This is a genomic window from Thermomicrobiales bacterium, assembly GCA_037045155.1.
Taxonomy (GTDB): domain Bacteria; phylum Chloroflexota; class Chloroflexia; order Thermomicrobiales; family CFX8; genus JAMLIA01.
The window spans coordinates 411,487-431,327 of the sequence record JBAOIG010000002.1 but is presented as its reverse complement, the minus strand read 5'-3'; the positions used below and the strand labels follow the sequence as shown (position 1 = coordinate 431,327).

The 19,841-nt window shown below is 62.9% G+C and carries 16 protein-coding genes; 8 read left to right on the top strand and 8 right to left on the bottom strand.

Annotation, left to right across the window (positions count from 1 at the left end):
- Positions 1-138 precede the first annotated feature (138 nt).
- Positions 139-1,713: a copper-containing nitrite reductase gene (gene nirK / locus V9F06_02225; GenBank protein MEI2616442.1), complete on the top strand. Its 1,575-nt coding sequence runs from the start codon at positions 139-141 to the stop codon at positions 1,711-1,713.
- Between the two features lie 207 nt (positions 1,714-1,920).
- Here nirK and V9F06_02220 read toward each other — a convergent pair whose 3' ends face one another.
- The 5 genes from V9F06_02220 to V9F06_02200 form a co-directional block, all read right to left on the bottom strand.
- Positions 1,921-3,213, bottom strand: coding sequence for an FAD-binding oxidoreductase (locus V9F06_02220; GenBank protein MEI2616441.1), 1,293 nt, complete (start codon positions 3,211-3,213; stop codon positions 1,921-1,923).
- A gap of 209 nt (positions 3,214-3,422) precedes the next feature.
- On the bottom strand, positions 3,423-3,815 hold the full coding sequence (locus tag V9F06_02215) for a RidA family protein (GenBank protein MEI2616440.1): 393 nt from the start codon (positions 3,813-3,815) through the stop codon (positions 3,423-3,425).
- A 319-nt stretch (positions 3,816-4,134) separates the two neighbouring features.
- Positions 4,135-5,043, bottom strand: a complete 909-nt coding sequence (locus V9F06_02210; GenBank protein ID MEI2616439.1) for an ABC transporter permease — start codon at positions 5,041-5,043, stop codon at positions 4,135-4,137.
- A 9-nt stretch (positions 5,044-5,052) separates the two neighbouring features.
- On the bottom strand, positions 5,053-6,006 hold the full coding sequence (locus tag V9F06_02205) for an ABC transporter permease (GenBank protein MEI2616438.1): 954 nt from the start codon (positions 6,004-6,006) through the stop codon (positions 5,053-5,055).
- 60 nt (positions 6,007-6,066) lie between these two features.
- Positions 6,067-7,902, bottom strand: coding sequence for a peptide ABC transporter substrate-binding protein (locus V9F06_02200; protein MEI2616437.1), 1,836 nt, complete (start codon positions 7,900-7,902; stop codon positions 6,067-6,069).
- A gap of 627 nt (positions 7,903-8,529) precedes the next feature.
- On the opposite strand from V9F06_02200, the gene V9F06_02195 reads away from it, so the two are divergent.
- The 6 genes from V9F06_02195 (at position 8,530) to V9F06_02170 (ending at position 14,740) form a co-directional block, all read left to right on the top strand.
- Positions 8,530-9,699 carry an FAD-binding oxidoreductase gene (locus tag V9F06_02195; protein MEI2616436.1) on the top strand — a complete coding sequence of 390 codons (1,170 nt, stop codon included), beginning with the start codon at positions 8,530-8,532 and terminating at the stop codon, positions 9,697-9,699.
- A 441-nt stretch (positions 9,700-10,140) separates the two neighbouring features.
- A complete protein-coding gene (locus V9F06_02190; GenBank protein ID MEI2616435.1) occupies positions 10,141-11,325 on the top strand; it encodes an FAD-binding oxidoreductase in 1,185 nt (394 codons plus the stop codon).
- A gap of 94 nt (positions 11,326-11,419) precedes the next feature.
- On the top strand, positions 11,420-12,763 hold the full coding sequence (locus V9F06_02185; GenBank protein MEI2616434.1) for an aspartate aminotransferase family protein: 1,344 nt from the start codon (positions 11,420-11,422) through the stop codon (positions 12,761-12,763).
- A 3-nt stretch (positions 12,764-12,766) separates the two neighbouring features.
- The gene (locus tag V9F06_02180) at positions 12,767-13,627 is read left to right on the top strand and encodes a methyltransferase domain-containing protein (protein ID MEI2616433.1); all 861 of its coding nucleotides are present in this window, start codon (positions 12,767-12,769) and stop codon (positions 13,625-13,627) included.
- A gap of 78 nt (positions 13,628-13,705) precedes the next feature.
- On the top strand, positions 13,706-14,248 hold the full coding sequence (locus tag V9F06_02175) for an MOSC domain-containing protein (GenBank protein MEI2616432.1): 543 nt from the start codon (positions 13,706-13,708) through the stop codon (positions 14,246-14,248).
- Between the two features lie 45 nt (positions 14,249-14,293).
- A complete protein-coding gene (locus V9F06_02170) occupies positions 14,294-14,740 on the top strand; it encodes a YbaK/EbsC family protein (protein ID MEI2616431.1) in 447 nt (148 codons plus the stop codon).
- A 5-nt stretch (positions 14,741-14,745) separates the two neighbouring features.
- Here V9F06_02170 and V9F06_02165 read toward each other — a convergent pair whose 3' ends face one another.
- Complete coding sequence (locus V9F06_02165) at positions 14,746-15,195, bottom strand: plastocyanin/azurin family copper-binding protein (GenBank protein MEI2616430.1); 450 nt, start codon at positions 15,193-15,195, stop codon at positions 14,746-14,748.
- Between the two features lie 220 nt (positions 15,196-15,415).
- On the opposite strand from V9F06_02165, the gene V9F06_02160 reads away from it, so the two are divergent.
- Positions 15,416-16,027 (top strand): superoxide dismutase, encoded by a 612-nt coding sequence (locus tag V9F06_02160; GenBank protein MEI2616429.1) that lies wholly within the window; start codon positions 15,416-15,418, stop codon positions 16,025-16,027.
- Between the two features lie 74 nt (positions 16,028-16,101).
- On the opposite strand, the gene V9F06_02155 is transcribed toward V9F06_02160, so the two are convergent.
- Together V9F06_02155 and V9F06_02150 are read right to left on the bottom strand one after the other, a co-directional pair.
- The gene (locus V9F06_02155; GenBank protein ID MEI2616428.1) at positions 16,102-16,995 is read right to left on the bottom strand and encodes an alpha/beta hydrolase; all 894 of its coding nucleotides are present in this window, start codon (positions 16,993-16,995) and stop codon (positions 16,102-16,104) included.
- Positions 16,996-17,146: 151 nt separating this feature from the next.
- Complete coding sequence (locus tag V9F06_02150) at positions 17,147-19,729, bottom strand: hypothetical protein (GenBank protein ID MEI2616427.1); 2,583 nt, start codon at positions 19,727-19,729, stop codon at positions 17,147-17,149.
- Between the last annotated feature and the right edge of the window lie 112 nt (positions 19,730-19,841).

Here is a 19,841-nt window from a genome sequence, read left to right as displayed (position 1 = left end):
CTTCGTGAAATTTGTCACAGTACTGTAACGCGAATGAGACGAAAGTCACAGGGTCAGGAAACTCCGCTCCATAGGCTTAGAGCCATAAGGTGATGGACGCGCGATGAGGCGCAAGCAGACTTGCGAAGGGGCACCCAAATGGCGCTTGACCAGATCGACTCGACGACGATGAACCGGCGTTCGCTGCTGAAGCGGGCCGGGCTGCTGGGATTGACCCTGCCGGCTGCCGGCGCGCTGCTCTCCGCCTGCGGCACGAACGGGCCCGACATGTCGCCAGCCCAGATGGAGAAGGGAAGCCGACCGCAGACTGCATCAGTCTCCGGCCCGCCGCTGGCTGCCGCCGCGGCGGGCTCGGTGACCGAGCTGACAGTGACGGCGCTGGATCTCAAGTTCGAGCCGGCGCAGCTGTCCGCCCCGGCCAACCAGCCAGTCCGTCTGACCTTCATAAACAAGGGCGCCATTGAGCACGACATCGAGATCCTCGGGCTGACGGTGGACGGCCTTTCGACGGTGACGCCGCCGAAGGCGATGAGCGATCGGGCCACCGGGCTCCACGACGAGGCAACAGCCAAGAAGCTGGCCTACGCCGCGGCTGGGAGCGGCGACCAGATGGTGATTGAGTTTACGCCAACCGCCGCCGGGTCGTTCGAGTTCGCGTGCCTGGTTCCCGGCCACCGGGAGGCTGGTATGAAGGGCTCCTTCACCGTGACTGGCGACGGCGCAACAGCGGGATCCTCGCACGACGCGATGGACCACTCGGTGCCGATGCCGGCCGGCGCCGGTCAGCCGTATACGGCGGATCGCCTGCCGAACCCGGTCGTCGCCGCGCCCGTCGGCGCGCGCGAGCCGCAGACAGTCAAGCAGACCGTCGAGATCCACGAAGTCATCGGCTATGTCGACGACGGGGTTGCCTACACGTTCTGGACATTCGGCGGGACGGTCCCCGGCCCGATGATCCGCGCCCGCGTCGGCGATCACATCGAGCTGACTCTGGTCAACCCTGCCGGGAGCATGATGCCGCACAACATCGACCTGCATGCTGTCACCGGGCCAGGTGGCGGCGCAGAGGCAACGCTGATCCAGCCGGGCCAGCAGGCAACGTTCCGCTTCAAGGCGCGCCATCCGGGGGTCTTTGTCTACCATTGCGCCACGCCGCCGGTCCCACATCACATCTCCAGCGGCATGTATGGCCTGGTCGTCATCGAGCCAGAGGGCGGGCTGACGCCGGTCGACCGCGAGTTCTACGTGATGCAGGGCGACCTGTATCTCGAAGGTGGCCGCGGTGACAAGGGTCTGCGCCCCTTCTCGGTCGACAAGATGCTCGACGAAAAGCCGGACTATGTGACCTTCAATGGCGCGGTCGGCTCGCTGACCGGCGAACGCGCGCTCAAGGCGAACGTCGGCGAGACGATTCGGGTCTTCTTCGGGGTCGGCGGCCCGAATATCACCTCCAGCTTCCACATCATCGGTGAGGTGTTCGATCGCTGCTACCCCGAGGCCGCGCAGGAGGTTCATACCCACGTCCAGACGACGCTGGTTCCGGCCGGTGGCGCGACGATGGTCGAGCTCGATCTCGAGATTCCTGGCACCTACGTGCTGGTCGACCACAGTCTCGGCCGTGTGAGCAAAGGCGCGGCCGGCCACCTTGTCGTCGAGGGTGAAGCGAACCCGGAGATCTTCCAGGTTATCTCCCCGGCGGCCCCAATCAGCTAACTTCAACCCCGGCCGGCGCGAACCCATCACCTCGCGCCGGCCGACGAACCCTTCGCATGGCGCCGCCCGGTCCCCTCGACCGGGCGTCGCTGCGCCCACGGGGTTACTGCTCGCGATTGGCTGTATTACTCCATGGTTCGAATGTTGAGAACCAAGAATCGCGCACGTGATGGGACACAATCACTCAGAGTCAACTGACAGGGCTGGCTACACTGCCGCGCGTGCCGGAGCGAGATCTCGTTCAGCAAAGCGGCTAAAACGCAATGCGTGCAGGTCGATCGACGGTTGATTGTCGAGGATCAGCTCGGAGACCACCTGGCCGACGATCGGGCCCAGGGCGAATCCGTGACCGCTAAACCCCGTTGCAAGAATGAACCCCGTTGGGCGATCAACCGCACCAATCACAGGGATCGCGTCTGGCATCATATCGATCTTGCCGCCCCAGGTGCGCAAAATCGGCACGTTTCCTAACGCTTGGATCAGCGTCCCGAGCCGTGCCCGAGCATGTTCCACGACGTTGCGTGCTGGAACGGATTCGTACGAAGATAGCGGATCCGCTCCCTGCAGGCGCTCGGGCAGCATCGGCACCGAATGGGCGATGTCGCGCACCAGTGCCGTGTTGACATGGACATGAATGAATTCACGGTTGAGTCGGAAGTTCGGCATGAACCAGCGCGCGTAGCGTACCGAGTCAATCATCAACTCATGGTCGCTCTGGCCGAGAATCGACATGTAGATCGAGCCGTTTGGGCGCTGCCGGAAGGCGACGTCTCCGTGGATAGCGACGCCAATTCCCGTAACGGGCTCGACTGGGTAAGTCTCGGCAACCGTGGCACGCACGACCAACTGCGGCAATTCCAGACCGACCATGCGTGCCAGCCGGCTCGACCACGCCCCGGCAGCGCAAACAACGATCGGCGTGTGGATTGTTCCGCGCTCGGTGTGAACAGCCGTCACTCGGCCGGCAGTGACCTCGATGCCGGTCGCGGCACATCCGTCGTAGATCGTCGCGCCAAGTCGACGGGCGGCATTGGTGAACGCCATTGGTACCTTGGTTGGCTCAGCATGGCCATCACTCGGTGTATACATGCCGCCAAGGAATGTCCCCTGCATGGCAGGGATCAGCTCATGAATCTCACGACCCGAGACAATTTGCGTGCCAATACCGTAATCACTGGAAGCATCGACCCATTCGCGGAACTGCTGCAACCGTTCCTCGGTATCGGCGACCAGGAGCACGCCGTCCTGAGTCCATTCGAGGTCGGCGTCCAGTTCAGCCGCCAGTTCGGGCCAGATGCGGTTCATAGCAACCGCCAATGGCAACTCAGCAATGTCGCGGCCCTGTTGACGGACGAAACCCCAGGCGCGCGTTGACTGTTCACCACCAGCCGTGCCCTTCTCCAGCAGCACGACGTCGGTCTTTCGATTAGCCAGGTAGTAGGCGATGGCGCTACCCATGATGCCGCCACCGATGACGACGACATCAGCCTGAGATTTCATTGGTCCCTCCCCATCCACGTCTCGTTCATTCAGGACGACACGCCCCGTCTCGATACTCGGTGGAACCGACTCCGTTAACTGTTAGCGCGAATATTCACTAATCCTTGTGGCGGCTCCAACGGGGTGCGATCCGGCCGCAATGTCCACACTGGCCACTCGGATCGACCGTCGACTTCCACTGCTTCCCAGGAACCCAGAGAACTACAGGCTCAGCGGTCCTCGATAACCGCCTGCGCCTCGATTTCGACCACTAGTCCAGGTCGAGCGAGAGCGCTAATCTCGACAAGTAATGATGCGGGCCTGATCTCACCAAAGAATTCCCCGTGGACGCGGCCAGCCGCGCCCGCATGCGCAATATCGGTCACGTACATGCGGGTCATGACGACATCCTCAAGCCTTGAGCCTGCCTCGTGCAGCGCTCGCTCAATCTTCTTGAGGATCTCCCGCGTTTGCGTCTCCGCGTCATCTGGTGCAATGGTGTTGCCGCCCTGATCAACGGCCGCCGTGCCCGAGACGAACACCATGTTGCCTACCCGCATAGCGCGGGAGTATCCGGCTGTTCGCTCGAGTTCCGATCCGGTTGAGATACGTTGACGATCCACCTCGAGGTCCCTTCACAATGTTTCGAACCCTTGGGCTACATGGCACATCCGGCTCCAGTGCTAAGAACCATCGTGGTTAGTGAAAGCCACATAGTTCCCAGTCTGGTTCGTAGGTGTATCCACACCACCGCAATGTTCTTACCGCCAGCACCAGGAGCCAGATAATCTCCCTTGGGATAGCCGCTGCGAGCCTTGATCCTTGCGACATTGAACGCACCACTACTATCACTTATGGCGACAACGTCTGCTGTCGACTCCCCACCCTCTCTAAGCCCACGCGCGATACGACCTCATCCGGTGCAATCAAGACCGATACAGGTCAGCGCTTACCAAGCCGCGGGTCAAGCGCATCGCGCAGGCCGTCACCAACGAAGTTAAAGCTGGTCACAGCTAATGTGATCAGCACGCCAGGGAAGATGGCTACCCATGGCGCAGTATTGAAATAACTCTGGGCATTATTCAGCATGTTCCCCCAGCTCGCGGTCGGCGGCTGAATACCATAGCCGAGGAAGCTGATATATGACTCGAGCAGAATCGCATTGGCAATATTCAATGTCGCCGCGACGACGATCGGCGCGACGGCATTCGGCAACAACTGGCGAGCGATGATGTGAGAGTTCGAAGCACCGATAGATCGCGCCGCCAGCACGAATTCCTGCTCGCGTAACGACAGTATCTGACCGCGGACAATGCGCGCCACCTCCATCCACGCCGTGGCGCCAATAATGATGGTGATCGTGAACAGGTTTGGCTTGATGAACGCTGCAAGAGCCAGCAGCAAAAAGATGGTTGGGAAGCTCAGCACTGCGTCGACGAAACGCATAATCAGCACGTCAATCCATCCGCCGTAGTAGCCGGCGAGCGCGCCCGCGATCGCCCCGATCGTGACACTGAGCGTCATTGCTGCGAGCCCGACAATCAGAGAGACCCGTCCACCAACCAGCAATCGCGTCAGCAGATCTCGCCCGAGCTCATCGCCACCGAGAATGTGTTGCCCCGTTAGTGGTGGCGCAAACTTCGCTCTGAAGTCGATAAAAAGCGGGTCAAACGGAGTCAACATAGGCCCGATCGCACTGGCAAGCCCAAGGAAGACAATCATGGCCAGACCAAAGACGGCCAAACGGTGCTCCATCAGGCGTCGCAACACCATCCGGTGGGGGCTCCGGCTGACCATCGCCTCGGCTTGGAACTCCGTCGGCGTGGCAGGCTGTTGAGTGTGACTCACCATGCAGGGTCCCTAGTTCAAGCGAATACGCGGGTCCACGACCGCGTACAGCAGGTCAGCCAGTAGATTGCCGAGGATCACGAGAAAAGCCGTCACCATCATGATCCCCAGCAATACGGGGTAGTCACGGTAACCAAGCGAGTCGACGAACAGGCGGCCCATTCCAGGCCAGGTGAAGACAGTCTCAGTGACGAGCGCCCCGCCAAATAGCGTCGGCAACTGCAGGCCGCCGAGAGTAATCAGCGGCAGGATGGCATTGCGAAACCCGTGACGACGCAGGACGACCCACTCGCGCAGTCCCTTTGCCCGCGCAGTGCGCATGTAATCCTGACCGACGACATCAAGCAGCGCTGAGCGTGAGTATCGGCTCCAGATAGCGACGGTAACGAGTGACAAGACAAGAGTCGGCGCAATCAGGTGATGGAGACGATCGGTGAGTGACCCAGAGCCGCCGATGGTTGTCATACTACCCGAGGGCAGCCAGCCAAGTTGCACCGAAAAGAGGAAGATCATCATGAGCCCGAACCAGAAGGTGGGAATCGAGAGCGCAATCATCGCGCCGATCGTCGCCAAGTAGTCGAAGAATGAGTAACGCTTCAGCGCGCCAAGCAACCCGATGAGCGAGCCAAGGATAATCGCCAACACCGTAGAGGTCACCATCAGTTGCAGTGTTGCTGGAATGCGGTCACGGATGATTGTCAGCACGGGCTGCGAGTCGCGAAAAGACCGCCCCCAGTCCCCTCGCGCGAGACTCGATGCCCAACGCCAGTACTGGACGGGAAGCGGATCATCGAGGCCCATCTGATGAGCCAGGCGTACCCGATCCGCCTGCGTCATGTTGGGGTTAAGCGCATAGGCCGCCAGCGGCCCACCCGGCGCAAGGTTCAGGATCATGAATCCGATGAACGAGACGATGACGAGCAGAATGACGCTCTGGATCAGCCGTCGCAGGAGAAACTGAGTCATGCCGCTCTCCAAGCCAGACCGAGCAGGTTTTTCGACTGCTCGGTCATTGCATGGTCGACCCTACGCTTGCCAGCGCCAGGTAGGAATGTTCCAGCAGTTGGAGCGGACATTAGGATTCGCGACGTAACCGATGAGTTCCTTCTTGGTGCCTTCAATGCTGGCGTACTGGAAGATCGGCAGGAAGTACAAGTTCTCACGCAGCCGCGATTGGATCTGCTGGTACAGTGTCGTACGTTTGGAGACATCAACTGTTGCTGTCGCTTCATCCAGCAACGTGTCGAGGTCCGGGTCAATCAACTGCATCGTATTACTGCCGCTTCCACCCTTGGCTGGAATAGCCCTGCTGTGGAAGTAAGCAGAAGCATCCGGATCGGGACCGATTCCGTAGAGAATACCAATCATGACGGAGTCATACTGTGATTGATTGAAGTAGTCCCCCCAGATGACGGCTGCGGGCATGTTGTTGATTTCCATCGAGACCCCAATGTCTTTCCAGTTTTGCTGGAGGTATGCCTGCGCTTGTTCACGCACCTTGTTTCCAGCTGTAGTGGAGTTCTGGAAAGCAAGCTTGACACCATTCTTTTCGCGGATGCCATCTGACCCAGTCTTCCATCCAGCGGTCTCGAGTACTTCCTTCGCTTTATCGGGGTTGTACTCATGAATGGGGAGGTCAGGGTTATAAGCCCAAGACTCTTTCGGCAAGTAGCTCTCAGCCTGTCCCGGCAGACCGTAGTAGATGTTCTTAATGATCGTGTCTTTGTCCATGGCATAGTACAGTGCCTCGCGGACAGCCTTATCCTGAAACTGCTCCTTGGCGAGATTGAACCAGATGTTCTCGATGAAGGGTGCTGGGCCGACGTAGATGGTACGGTCAGCGAGCTTGCTAGCCTCTGCATAATGATCGGCAGTGATGCCCTGAATGGTGGTGTGGTCGATCTCACCCGTCTTGAATTGCGTGAACATCACAGTGAGATCGGGAATATACTTGAAGACAAGCTTCTCCAAGTATGGCCCGTCGCCGTGATATTTCGGGTTAGCTGTAAGCGTAATGTGATCACCGGCAACACGCTCGCTCCAAACGAAGGCCCCGGTGCCAACCGGCGCATTGTTGAAGTCGGCGGTATTCGGGTCAGCTGCTTTGCCCAGGATGTGCTTGGGTACGATGAATGTCGAGGCCAGGATGGCGATATAGGGAGCGTAGGCCTCCTTCATCGTCCAGGTAACTTCGGTCGGGCTAGTGACGTCAAAGGTCTTGATCAGATCGTGCCCGAGACGACTGCCGGCCTTGAAGTCATCCCGCATGATGAGTTCCCAAGTGAACTTCACATCGTCAGCAGAGAACGGTTGGCCATCGTGCCAAATCACACCGTCATGAAGCTTGACCTTCCAAATCAGGCCGTCAGCCGAGATGCCGCCATTTTCGACCGACGGCACCTCGGTAGCGAGCATCGGGAAATACTGACCCTTTTCGTCAACACCCCAAAGCGGATCAAACAGGTTGAAATAGACGCCGTCATCGACCTCAATGTGCGCCATCAGTGGATTAAAGACCGTCGGCTCCTGTGACAAACCGACGATGACCTGTCCCTTCGGCGTCGCTGTGCCAGGCGCAACAGGTGGCTCGGTAGCCTTGCCGGCCGTCGGTGTCTGCCCTGTAGCAGGTGTTTGCCCGGCAGGAACAGTGGCTCCCGGTGTTTGCGCGGTGGCCCCGCTTGTCGCCGTCGGCCCCGAACTCAGGCTGCCGCCACCACCGCCGCAGGCCGCCAGCAGCGTGCCGGTGAGGCCTGTAGCTCCGGCGGCAAGGGCCAACGACAGGAGCCGTCGGCGGGTGAACTTGCCGGCCCGACCGACGCCGGCCACATGCTCAATCAGATACTGCCGCGTAGAATCGTCCACCGCTGTCCCCTTCCTCCGGAAACCGAACCCACCTAGCTACTCAAGTAGTGCAAAAACGTGGACACAGGCACTGCAGCAAGCCACGCCATCACGATCATTGGTCGGTTCAAGAGCGCCACAGTATCGCCAGATGGACGAACCTGGCAGCCATCTTGGCCTGACAGCCGTGTGTGCCGAACTCAAACGATTCCACTGCGTTGTGGTCTGTAAGGTGAACCTATCACGCCGTATCAACTACGTCAAGCGAGATACTCTGCGCCTCTGCACGACCCTGCACTCTGCTTCTCGCTGTGTCGCTCCAATGTCTGCCGGCCTGACTCGCGTGACGGTGCTGAGTTCGTGCTGCGTAACACCCGAGGTACTAGCCCTGCCTCCGATCCCAGCGGTAAGTGGCTAGTAGCGCGAGACACCTTGTAGGAAGTCCGTATCCTTGCCGCACCATTGCGCATCAAGCAATTCAGTGCCATTCTGACATCGCTAACTGTGCATTTGTTCCGCACACGCAGCCCGTTCTTCAGTTCGATGATGACCAGAGACTGGCTCTCATCGTCAATAGCGATCAGTTGCTGACACGCTCTCGGGGGCGCTAACCTAGCCCCGGGGTCAACATGTGAAGGTGGTGTTCCAGTGCTAATAGGGGCCTCATACTTCAGTGATGCGTCGATAGTCATCATTGGCGCCGGGGCGGTCGGGTCGGCGACGGCGTACCGGCTGGCGCAGGCCGGCGCGGCGGTGACCGTCGTCGAGCGACGCTTCCCGGGGGCCGGCACGTCCGGTAGCTCCTTTGCCTGGCTGAACTCGTTCGGCAAGACCCCGCGCGATTACCACCGGCTCAACCTGCGCTCGATCGGCGAGCATCAGGACCTCGCCCGCGAGCTGGGCGGCGACTGGGTCCACATCGGCGGCGGCATCACCTGGGCGCACCACGACGACCGCGACCACGCCGAGCCGCTGCGCGAGCGTGTGCGCAGCCTGCGTCAGTGGGGCTACCGGGTCGAGACGCTCAGCCCCGAGCAGGTGATGCGCGAGCTGGAGCCAGATCTGTTCATTGACCCGGACCGCGTCGAGGAGGTCTACGTCGCCCCGCATGAGGGCTGGCTGAATGGCGTCGGCTTGTGCCACGGCGCGCTCAGCGCGGCAGTCCGTCGCTACGGAGCGCAGATCGTCCGCGACGAGATCGTCGGGATTACGGTCCAGTCTGGCACGGTCGAGGGGGTGGTGCTGGCCAGCGGGGAGCGCCTGCCGGCCGACGCGGTGATCAACGCGGCCGGCCCCGACGCAAAACGCGTGGCCGCGTTAGCCGGAATCGATCTGCCCGTAGAGCGCCAGTCGGGGCTATTGATTGTCACCGAACCGGCGCCGGTGTCGCTACGCAGCGTCATCAACGCCCCCGAGACCTCCATGCGCGCCGACGGTGGCTGGCGGTTACTACTATCTCGCTATGACTACGATGTATTAGTTGAATCGGAAGTGCCACTAGAGAGTGGTCACCCATTCCCGCAGCAGGCAGTTCAGAATGCGACGGCGATCATCCCCGGTATTGCTGGCGTCAGGGTGGAGGGGGTTCGCCTCGGAATCTTGGCGATGCCAAAGGACGGCCACCCAATTATCGGTTTTGATCCAGACATCGCAGGCCTCTACCATCTCGTCATGCATAGTGGCATGACCCTGTCGGCGATCGTTTCAAACCTCGTGCGCGAGGACCTTCTTGGTGCTGAAGTCCCCGAATTGACTCCCTACCGACCTGAACGTTTCCGGGACACTTCTCACCGATCGATCAACGTAAAAAGCGAGTGAGATCGAGAACGTTTGTCGCAAGACATAGTTGTACTCCGCCCAATCCTCTAACGCTGGGCGCAGCCGAGACGCCAGGCACAGGCTTGTACCGATCTGGCCGCTGAACCGTATGGCGCCACCGATGCACGCAGATACTCTCTGCGAGATCACTGTCAGATTGATTATCACTCGCCGTAATGTCCAACCGATTACCCTCGTTCGGGGGCGAATGTCAACACCATTGGTTGATCGCGTATGAGTAGTTAGTACGGTGTATTGACAGCAACTTCCTGCATCGCCTAGCATCGTGACAGTCTCCCAGATGAGAAGTCGCCTTGGGTCGATACCGTTCAATTCTTACGGTGGCGTCACTTTGTGTGTCGTGTCGTTATGTAATCGCCGAACAGCTTGAAACCGCCGCTGCGTAACGAATCGATCTTCGAGAGGCAGGAGAGGTCCAATATGGAAACCGCGGACGTCATCATCATCGGGGCCGGCGTCGTGGGCGCCAGCACCGCCTTCAGCCTCGCGCGACGAGGTGTGACCAACGTGCTCGTCCTCGAGCGCCGGCAGGTCGCCAGCGGCGCGACGGGCAAGTCGAGCGGACTGGTGCGGATGCACTACACGAACCCGATTGAAACGCAACTCGCCTTTCGGGCGTTTCAGTGGTTCAAGCACTGGGACGAGATCGTCGGCGGCGATTGCGGGTTCGTTCAGACTGGCGTCCTCCGGCTGGCAACGCCCGAGGTGATGTCCAAGCTGCGCGCCAACGTGCGGATGCAGCAGGACATCGGTGTCAACACGCAGGTCATCTCCCGAGCCGACATCGACGAGATCCAGCCGGGTCTCTGGCTGGACGATATCGAGGCCGCGGCCTACGAGCCAGAGTCCGGCTACGCGGATCCGTCATCAACCGCATCCTCGCTGATGAGCGCTGCCCGGGACCGCGGCGTCAGGCTCCGCACCAACACTGCGGTGACAGGGATTCTGACTGAGAACGGCCGCGTGACGGGCGTCGATACCAGTCAGGGTCAGTTCGCAGCGCCAATCGTGCTCATCGCCGCGAATGCGTGGTCTCGTCCGCTCCTGCAGTCGGTCGGTCAGGATCTCCCGATCTATGGCGAACGGCACGAGGTGGCAGTGGCCGAGCGGCCGCCAGCGCTCGCCAATGGTCACATGACGATCCTCGACGGGGCGATGGATCTGTATTTTCGCCCCGAGGGGTCGAATCTCACCCTGATCGGCACCGGCACCGGCACGCCTGATGACCCCGACACGTATAGCGAGACGACGTCCCCGGCGCACATCGAGCGCGTGGGTGAGCGGATCTCAAAGCGATTCCCGGCCATGCACGACGCGGGAGTCCGGCGGAGTCTCGCCGGGATCTATGACATGACGCCCGACGACCTGCCGGTGCTGGACCGCGTGCCGGAGACCGATGGGCTCTTCTGCGCGGTCGGCTTCTGTGGCCACGGCTTCAAGATCTCGCCGGCCGTCGGCGCAGTGATGGCCGAGCTAATGACGACGGGCGGATCGCTCGCGCTGGACCTGAGCCTGGTGCGCTACACCCGTTTCGCGGAAGGGAAGCACTCGATCAGCCCGACCGACTATCTCGACCCGATGACGCCACAAGCCCGACAAGGCTGACGCCGCTTCTCCCGCGCGTCGCCCGTTGTCATTCATGGCAAGAACCTCTACTCTGCACGCGTCTTGAGCGCGGCAGTCGACGGGGAGGTCAGTAATGGTCGAGGTTAGCCGCCACGAGGAGGCGTTCCTCGCGCCCGGCTCGCAGGCCGGTGAGCTCTACGAGCGGGCACGCAAGGTCATGCCCGGCGGGAACAGCCGGACAACGGTCTATCAATCGCCATACCCGCCTTATGCCGCCGAGGGGCGCGGCGCGGTACTCATCGATGTCGATGGCCAGGCGCGGTACGACTTCCTGAACAACTACACGTCGCTGATCCACGGCCACGCCGACCCGGACATCACCGCGGCGGTGGTCGCCCAGCTGCCGCGTGGCGTCGCCTTCGCGATGCCGACCGAGCAGGAGGTGCGGTTGGCCGAGCTGCTGACGAGCCGCGTGCCGTCGGTCGACCAGATCCGCTTCACCAACTCCGGCTCCGAGGCGGTGATGATCGCGATCAAGGGGGCGAGGGCGCACACTGGCCGGGGCAAGATTATGAAGTTCGAGGGCTGTTACCACGGCTCCTACGACTTCGCCGAGGTGTCGATGACTCCGCCGGCCGACACCTGGAACCTCGCGGAACCGCCGTCGCTGCCCTACTCGGCCGGCACACCGCAGGGGGTGCTCGACAACGTAGTCATCTCGCGAATGAACGACCTGGCGCTAACCGAACGGTTGATTGACCGGCATTGGCACGACCTGGCCGCTGTGCTGATCGACCCGATGCCGATGCGGGCCGGCCTCGTCCCCGCCGACCTGTCGTTCCTGATGGCGCTGCGCGAGATGACCCGCGCACGGGGGATCGTGCTGATCTTCGACGAGGTCATCGCGCTGCGCTCAGCCTGGGGCGGCGCGCAGTCGATACTCGGCATCACGCCAGACATGACAACGATGGGCAAGATCATCGGCGGGGGATTCCCGGTTGGCGCGGTCGGTGGCTCGGCCGAGGTGATGAGCGCCTTCGACCCCCGCCACGGCCCAACGAAAGCGCCACATGGCGGCACGTTCAACGCAAACCCGATCACGATGGCCGCCGGATTGGCGGCGATGGAGAAGATGACGCCGGCCGAGTACGACAGGTTGGCCACTCTCGGCGCGCATCTCCGTGAGGCATTGGCCGAGGCGCTGGATGGCGCGCGCATCCCGGGCCAGGTAACCGGGGCCGGCTCGCTCTTCCAGATTCATCTCCACGACCGGCCGATCCGCGACTATCGCGGCAGCGTGCCGGCCGGCGAGGAACGCACCCGCGTCGCAACGCTACACCGCGGGCTGATGGCGCATGGCATTATCACCGCGCCGTCGCTGATGGGCTGCCTCTCGACACCGATGGGCACGATGGAGATCGACGCCTTCGTCAATGCCTTCACCGAGGCGGCGCTCGATGTACAGGGTGGGGGATGACGGATGACTGACGAACGGTCGCACCGCTCGATCCTGCGAAGCGAGGCGGCGCTGGACCTGACCAGCGACCTCTGGATGCATAGCCACTTCCGGGCTATGGCCGAGGTCTATCACTCGCTGCTGAATCAGGCAGAGCTATTGCCGGGAGATCGGGTTCTCGATCTTGGCTGTGGCAGCGGCACGCACTTCGGCTGGATCGCCGCGATCGTCGGGCCAGAGGGTCGGATTGTCGGCGTCGATGCGGACGCCGAGAACCTGGAGATCGCCCGCAGCCGGATCGCCGGCCAGCCGTGGGCGGGGCAGATCGAGCTGCACACGGGGCCGATGTCGTCGCTGCCGTTCGAAGACACCGCGTTCGACGCCGTCTGGTGCGCCGGATCGCTCCAGTATGTCGCAGACCCGGTCTCCGCCATCCGCGAGATGGTCCGCGTCGTTCGCCCGGGGGGCAAGGTTGCCGTCCAGGACGTCGAAATGCACCCGATGATGCTCGGCCCGATGCCGGACGAGCTGCTGATCGCGCTGAAGGATTGCCTGCCGCGCGGCGACACCGGGACTGACGAGGGGTTTGTCGACTGGTTCACCGGCCACAAGCTGCGTGGCTATCTGCTGGAGGCCGGCCTGCGCGAGGTGCGCGGATACCTGCGGATGCGGGATTATGTCCATCCACTGACCGACGACGAGCGACGCTTCCTGGATGTCGCGATCCCATACCTGTGTTCCACATCGCCAGGCATCCAGACACTCCGGCCCGAACAGCAGGCCGCGCTTGCCGCGCTCGTCGAGCCAGCCGGGGACGCGTCGATCCTCAACCGTCCCGACTTTCAATTCGTCGAAGGTCGCGCGTTGGCAGTCGGCGTGCGGTAATCGTGACGCAGGACGCAAGGACATGGGTTCGTTTGGGCGAACACGAGGTTCGCCCACGTTGACAGGAGCTGGGTCAGAGTGAGTGGGAAAGTTGTCGGAGTGAGCCGGAGCGCGACGCATACGCTGAGCAAGCCGAGCGAGCCGGAGATCACGTTGGTGGAAGGGCTGGGGGTCGAGGGAGACGCCCACGCGGGAGTCATGGTCAAGCATCGCGCGCGAGTGGCGCGCAATCCAGACCAGCCGAATCTGCGTCAGGTTCACCTGATCCACGCCGAGCTGTTCGACGAGCTGCGGGCCGGAGGCTTCACAGCCATCCCGGGCCGTCTCGGCGAGAACGTGACGACAAGCGGCATCGATCTGCTGGGGCTGCCGACCGGCACACGGCTGCGGCTTGGCGCCGAAGCGGTTGTCGAGGTCACCGGGCTTCGGAATCCCTGCGCGCTCCTCGACGAGATCGAGCAGGGGTTAATGAAGGCGACACTCGACCGCGACGCCGAGGGCAACCTCGTCCGCAAGGCAGGCGTGATGGCCATCGTCATCACCGGCGGTATCGTCCGTGAGGAGGACACCGTCGAGGTCATGCTGCCGGCCGAGCCACACACCCCGCTCGTGCCTGTCTGATCGGCGCGGTGGCTCGCGTCACGCCACCGGGGGAGGAATTCCACGATGCTTCCAGCCCATGATCGCATTCTCCGCCAACTGCTGGAACAACGGGTTCCGTATCGGCTGATCCACCGCGATCTGGCGCCACAGACCCGCCAGCTCTGGCTGACCACCGTCGCTTTTCACACCGGGCGCGGGCAGTGGACGCTGGCGGTGATTCGCCTGGGAGACACGATCGACCTGGACCGACTGGCGCGCGTCGTCGGTGTCCGGCCGGCCGATCTCTCGCCCGCATCGGCCGACGATGCGCGCTGGGCGCTCGGCTGCGACCCGGAGGGCCTCGCGCCGATCGCGCCGGTCGTCCGCGCCCGCGTCATCTTCGACGAGGCCGTCACGCAGATCGACATCGCCTGGTGCGGATCCGGGCGCGATGACCGAATGTTGGAGATTCGCGTTCGCGACCTGCTCGATCTGACTGGCGGGCGCGTGGTCCAGTTAGTCAAGGCGTAAGGATCCTACCCCGCGACCGTCACTTTCCCGACCATCCCCTCGGTGGCGTGGTCAATGCAGGCATAGGTGTAGACGCCGGGAACAGTCAGGCGGACACTGAAGCGTTGGCCGGGCAGGAGCGGGCCGGAATCCCAGATGGCGGCGAGCTCGGGGAGTGCTGCAATATCGGGCAGCCGGGCCGGATCGCAGGTCGTCGTGTGCGGCTCGTTGCCGGCCGAGACAAAGGTAACGGTGTCGCCGGCCGCGATCGTGAGCTCGGCCGGGTCGAACGCTGGCGCATCGGTCATGCTGACCACATGCGTTCGTGGGCCCGTCGTCGTCGGCGAGGCGGATGGCGTCGTATCACCCTTGCCGCCACAGGCTGCAGCGAGCGGCATGGCTATCGCGCCGGCCAGAATTCTAAGGAATCGACGCCGATCCAGCGCAACACTGACCCGCGCGGCATCACTCCACATCCAACTACTCCTCGTCATCCGTCGTCCGACTGATCCTGGCAAGCATTGTGCTATGGAATATGTGGCCGGCCACGCGCATGCGACGTGTTTCGCATTGCGATTGCCGCTATGGTTGGCTATTCTAGACGGTAGCCGTGTGGCGCCTGTGGTTCTGGCGCCGCTGCCACCCGACGGCACGGCCAAACGGTTCATCGCGATAGTCACAGGGAGGGTTCAACGTATGGCATTTGATCTTCCGAAACTGCCGTATGCAGAAGATGCGCTCGAGCCGAATATCGACCAGCAGACGATGAGTATCCACCACGATAAGCATCATGCTGCTTATGTCAACAACCTCAACGCCGCGGTCGACGGCACCGAGTTCGCCGACATGGCGATCGAGGATCTGCTCCGGAATATTGACAAAGTCCCCGAAGCCAAGCGCACAGCAGTCCGTAACAATGGCGGCGGGCACGCTAATCACACCATGTTCTGGGAGATTATGGGCCCGAATGGCGGCGGCGAGCCAACCGGCGCACTGGCCGACGCGATCAAGAGCACGTTCGGCAGTCTTGACGAGCTCAAGGCGAAGATGAACGCGGCCGGCGCTGGCCGGTTCGGCTCCGGCTGGGCCTGGCTGATCGCGAATGGCAGCGGTGGCCTGGAGGTCATCAGCACCGCCAATCAGGACAGCCCGTTCATGGACGGGAACTATCCGATCATGGGCGTCGATGTCTGGGAGCACGCCTACTACCTCAAATACCAGAACCGCCGGCCAGACTATCTGGCCGCCTGGTGGAATACCATCAACTGGGACGCCGTCAACGAGCGTTACGTCAAGTCCAAGGGGTAACCTCGGATACCCTCGCACCCCACCAACAGGCCCACGAGCCGGGAGGGCAATCGCCCTCCCGGTTCGTATCTCGCTCATTCATCATCCAGCGTTGCGATCGTCATCTCGATCTCAGCTGTCAGCGCCTCCGGGCGGTGAACCGGGATGTTGTGGGCCGTCTCCGAGAACCAGACCACCCGACGGTCGGGTGAGCGTCGCAGTCCCATCAGCGCCGCGTCGGCCCCCTGCTGCTTGAGCGCGAGGAATGCGCGCGCCCGCTCATCGGCGGTCGAGTTATCGGCCAGCACGATCGTCACCGGGCAGGCAACCGCCTCGAAGTAGTCGGCCGGCCGGTACTCCCGGACCGAGCGAAGAATCTTGCGCTGGCTTTCGCGCGTGAGTCGAGGCGAGATTGCGCCATCCTCACGCACACACACGGTGCTGAGGGCGATCTCATCCAGCTCGGGCCGCCACGGCAGATCGCGCCGCGATCGTGTCCGCGCCAGGAACTCATCTCGCGAGAGCCCACTCACATCCGGGGACTGCAGGTCGTGCTCGATGTCCGCCCAGCTCGCGTCGGACAACGACCGCATATCAACGACTCCGCCATCGACCAGGACGACAGCGCTGACGCCATAGGGAAAGAGCGATGCGTAGGCCAGCGCGACGTCGGCCCCCCACGAATGGCCGACGACGACCGGTAGCCGTAGACCAAGCGCCTCCGCCAGCGCGCGATCGTCGCGGACGATCTGCTCGATGTCGTAGCCGTCATCCCGCTTGTCGCTCTCGCCATGGCCCCGTTGATCGAGAGCGACAACGCGCCGCTCTCGCCCGAGGATCGGCCCGACCAGATCCCAGACACGCTTCGATGACCCCAGCCCGTGGATCAACAGGACCGGTGGCCGCGCGTCGCCGCCAACCCATTCCTGCCAGGCCAGCCGGAGCCCGTTGATCTCGGTCAAACCATCTCGCGCGAGAACCTCGTTCATGCGTCGGCCACCCCCAACTCCCACATCCAGCCGCTTCCGCTGTCCAGGGCGGCTGCGCCAGAATACGCCGGGCACAGTCATTCGAACAACCGCAGGAACAACAACGCCCCCGGGCCAGCGGGGGCGTTGTCAGCTTCGGTGTGGACAGATATTACGGTGTCGGCGTCGCGCCAAGTGGCTTGGCTGTCGGGAGGGCGGGCATGAGTACCTTCACCGTCTCGATGATCGCAACGATGTCCTGCTCGGTCAGCTTCGCGATCCGCTCGTCGACCAGCGCAGTAATCTGTTCGTTCGTGAGCGTTCTGAAGCGCTCTTCCACCAGACGCTTGTAATCACCCTGGGTCAATGCGGTGATCTGCTCTGGCGTCATGCCGTCGACCGCGATCCGTCGCTTGACCGCCTCGGTCGTCAGCGTCGCCAGGTCGTTCCGCGAGAGTGCGGTGAATGCAGGCTCGCGTTCGACCAGATAGGTAGCAAGCTCGTCAACGGTCTTGAACGTCGGCACGACCGGCGTCGGGCTCGGCTGTGGAGTAGCCGTCGGCTCGGTCGGCGGTGCGGGTTCCGGCGACGGCGTCGGCGTCACGGCCGGCGGTGTTGGCTCGGCCGGCGGGGTCGGTTCCGGCGTTGGCGTTGGCGTTGCGGTCGGCTCCGCCGGCGCCGGAACCGGGCTGGGCTCGACGGCGACTGCCGGCGGCTCCGGAGTTGGCGTCGGCTCGGTCGGCGGGACAGGCGGCACCGCGGGAACCGGATCGCTGCCTAGGTGGTAGACCTCAACGGAGTTATTGCGATCCAGGCCGAGCGCCGTGAATGTCTCCCAGTTCATCTCAATGACCCAGTGGGCCAGCCAGCTTCCCAGGTGTGGATCCGCGACCATGTCACCGACGGTGCAGTCGATCGTCACACCATTGGCAACGAGTCGCAGCTTGTAGCCGGGGATGTAGCCCGGCCGCACGCAGTAGTAACCGTTCGGATCGTCCTTCCAGCCAGGGGCGACCAGATTCCAGCTCTCGTAGAGCCGCAATGTCCGCTCCCACCATGCGCGGTCGTAGCTGGGCGAGTAGTAGGCCGAGTGGCCAGCGCCAAGAAGCTGGCCGACCTCCGAGCCAGGGGCTGGAGTGATCGGCGCCGACGGGTACTTTGCCAGCAGCTCATCGCGCGTCTTGACGACCTGCTCGACGAACGCCTTCTGGGCCGGATCGTTGTCATCCGGTTTCCCGCCCGAGTAGTAGTCGGCAACGATGTCAGCGAAGTTGAGCGACTGGGAGTTCCAGCGCGCCACGTCTCGGGCGGCATAGGCCGCGTTCAGCCCCGGATCTGCCATGACCGTCCGGACGGTGACCTCCTCGTCGGAGACCTGGAGTCGGGTCATCGATCCGTCGGCGGAGGCAACCTCCGCGTTGATCGAAGTGCTCGTCGTTGGCGTCTGGCCGGCTGTGGGCGTCGCGCTCGCAACGGATGTCGGCGACGCGGACACAATCATCGGCTTCGTCTTCGTGCCCGTCTGTGTCGTCGGCTTCGTGCCGGAGGCCTTCGCGACAGCCTCGGCCTTTGCCTTCTCCTCGGCGAGCTTCTCGGCCTGCGTCTTCTCGGGAACGCCCAGCTCGATCGCTGCCTCCGGCCGAAGGCCGAGGATGCCCTTGCCGCCATTCTTCAACGTCGCGGCAGGGTTGCCGTTCGAGGCCACCAGCTCGATCGCGGCCAGCAGATGTGGGTCGATCAGGTTGGCTGTCGCGGCGGCGACGATCTCCTCGCCAAACGGGACGCTGCCGGCCAGCGGCGCCAGTGATGGATTGGTCGGCTGCGAAAGGTTGCGCCAGAGCCGGTAATGTCGACCGACGTCGGTCGATTCGACTCGCGCGCCCTCAGGATTGGCCGGCCGGTAGACAAGAATACGGCGCTCGAATGCCTGGATCAGCACGCGCTCTGGCTGGCCGCCGAAGGTCGTATCGACCCAGTACGGCTCAGTCAGCGGATGACCGAGGAGGTAGAAATCGGGATACGGCTGAGCCGCCACCCAGTCGGCAAACGGCTCGGCGACGTTGTGCGCAGTGACCGCGTCGAACGTGCTGATTCTGACTCCAGCGTCGGTGACGACGCCCAGTGTCACGCCCCCCTGCGCGCTCACCAACGATGTCACCAACACACCCGGCGTCGCGACGCGAGGCGTGACAGCATCGTGCTCGACAAGGCCGAGCCCTGTGCGCGCACTCGGAGCAGCCTCGAGAGAGGCCAGCGGCGCCAGCGTCGCATAGGTCAGCGCCTGCGGCTGGGCTGCGTCGCCGACGACCGGGATCGTTGCCTTGCCGCGCTGCACGTCGACGTTGTCGCCGAACGGAATCTCCCCGGTCAGCATCTCGCGGACGAGCGATGCTGGCACGACATACCATGGATTGGATTGATCTTTCGAGGGATCGGGGATATCGAGCCGGCCCTTGTCGTAATACACCATCGAGCGGAGACCGGTCGGGCTATCGTGCTGATACTCCACCGCGATCGCCAATGGCTTCTCGCCCCACAGCCACGCCCGCGCAGTCGCGGCGGCATCGCCGTCGCCGGCCTGCCAGACCGACTGGATCGCCGGCGCGACCTCCAGCGGCGTCGCAACCACCTGTGCCGGCGGGAGCGATTCTTCCGCGCGAGCAACTAAGGGGGCTTGCAGCGGCGCGACCAGGGTGAGGACGAGCGCAAACGACAGAAGCGCCGTTCGCAGCCTCGTCGGCAGATGGAGCGTCACAATGATCCTTCCCGCCACAGAATCCGGCGCGGCCGCGCCATCTCCCGCGGTTGAGCGTCAATATTGACAGCATACCGGCATCAGCGACCGTCGTCACCCCCTCCGGACATGA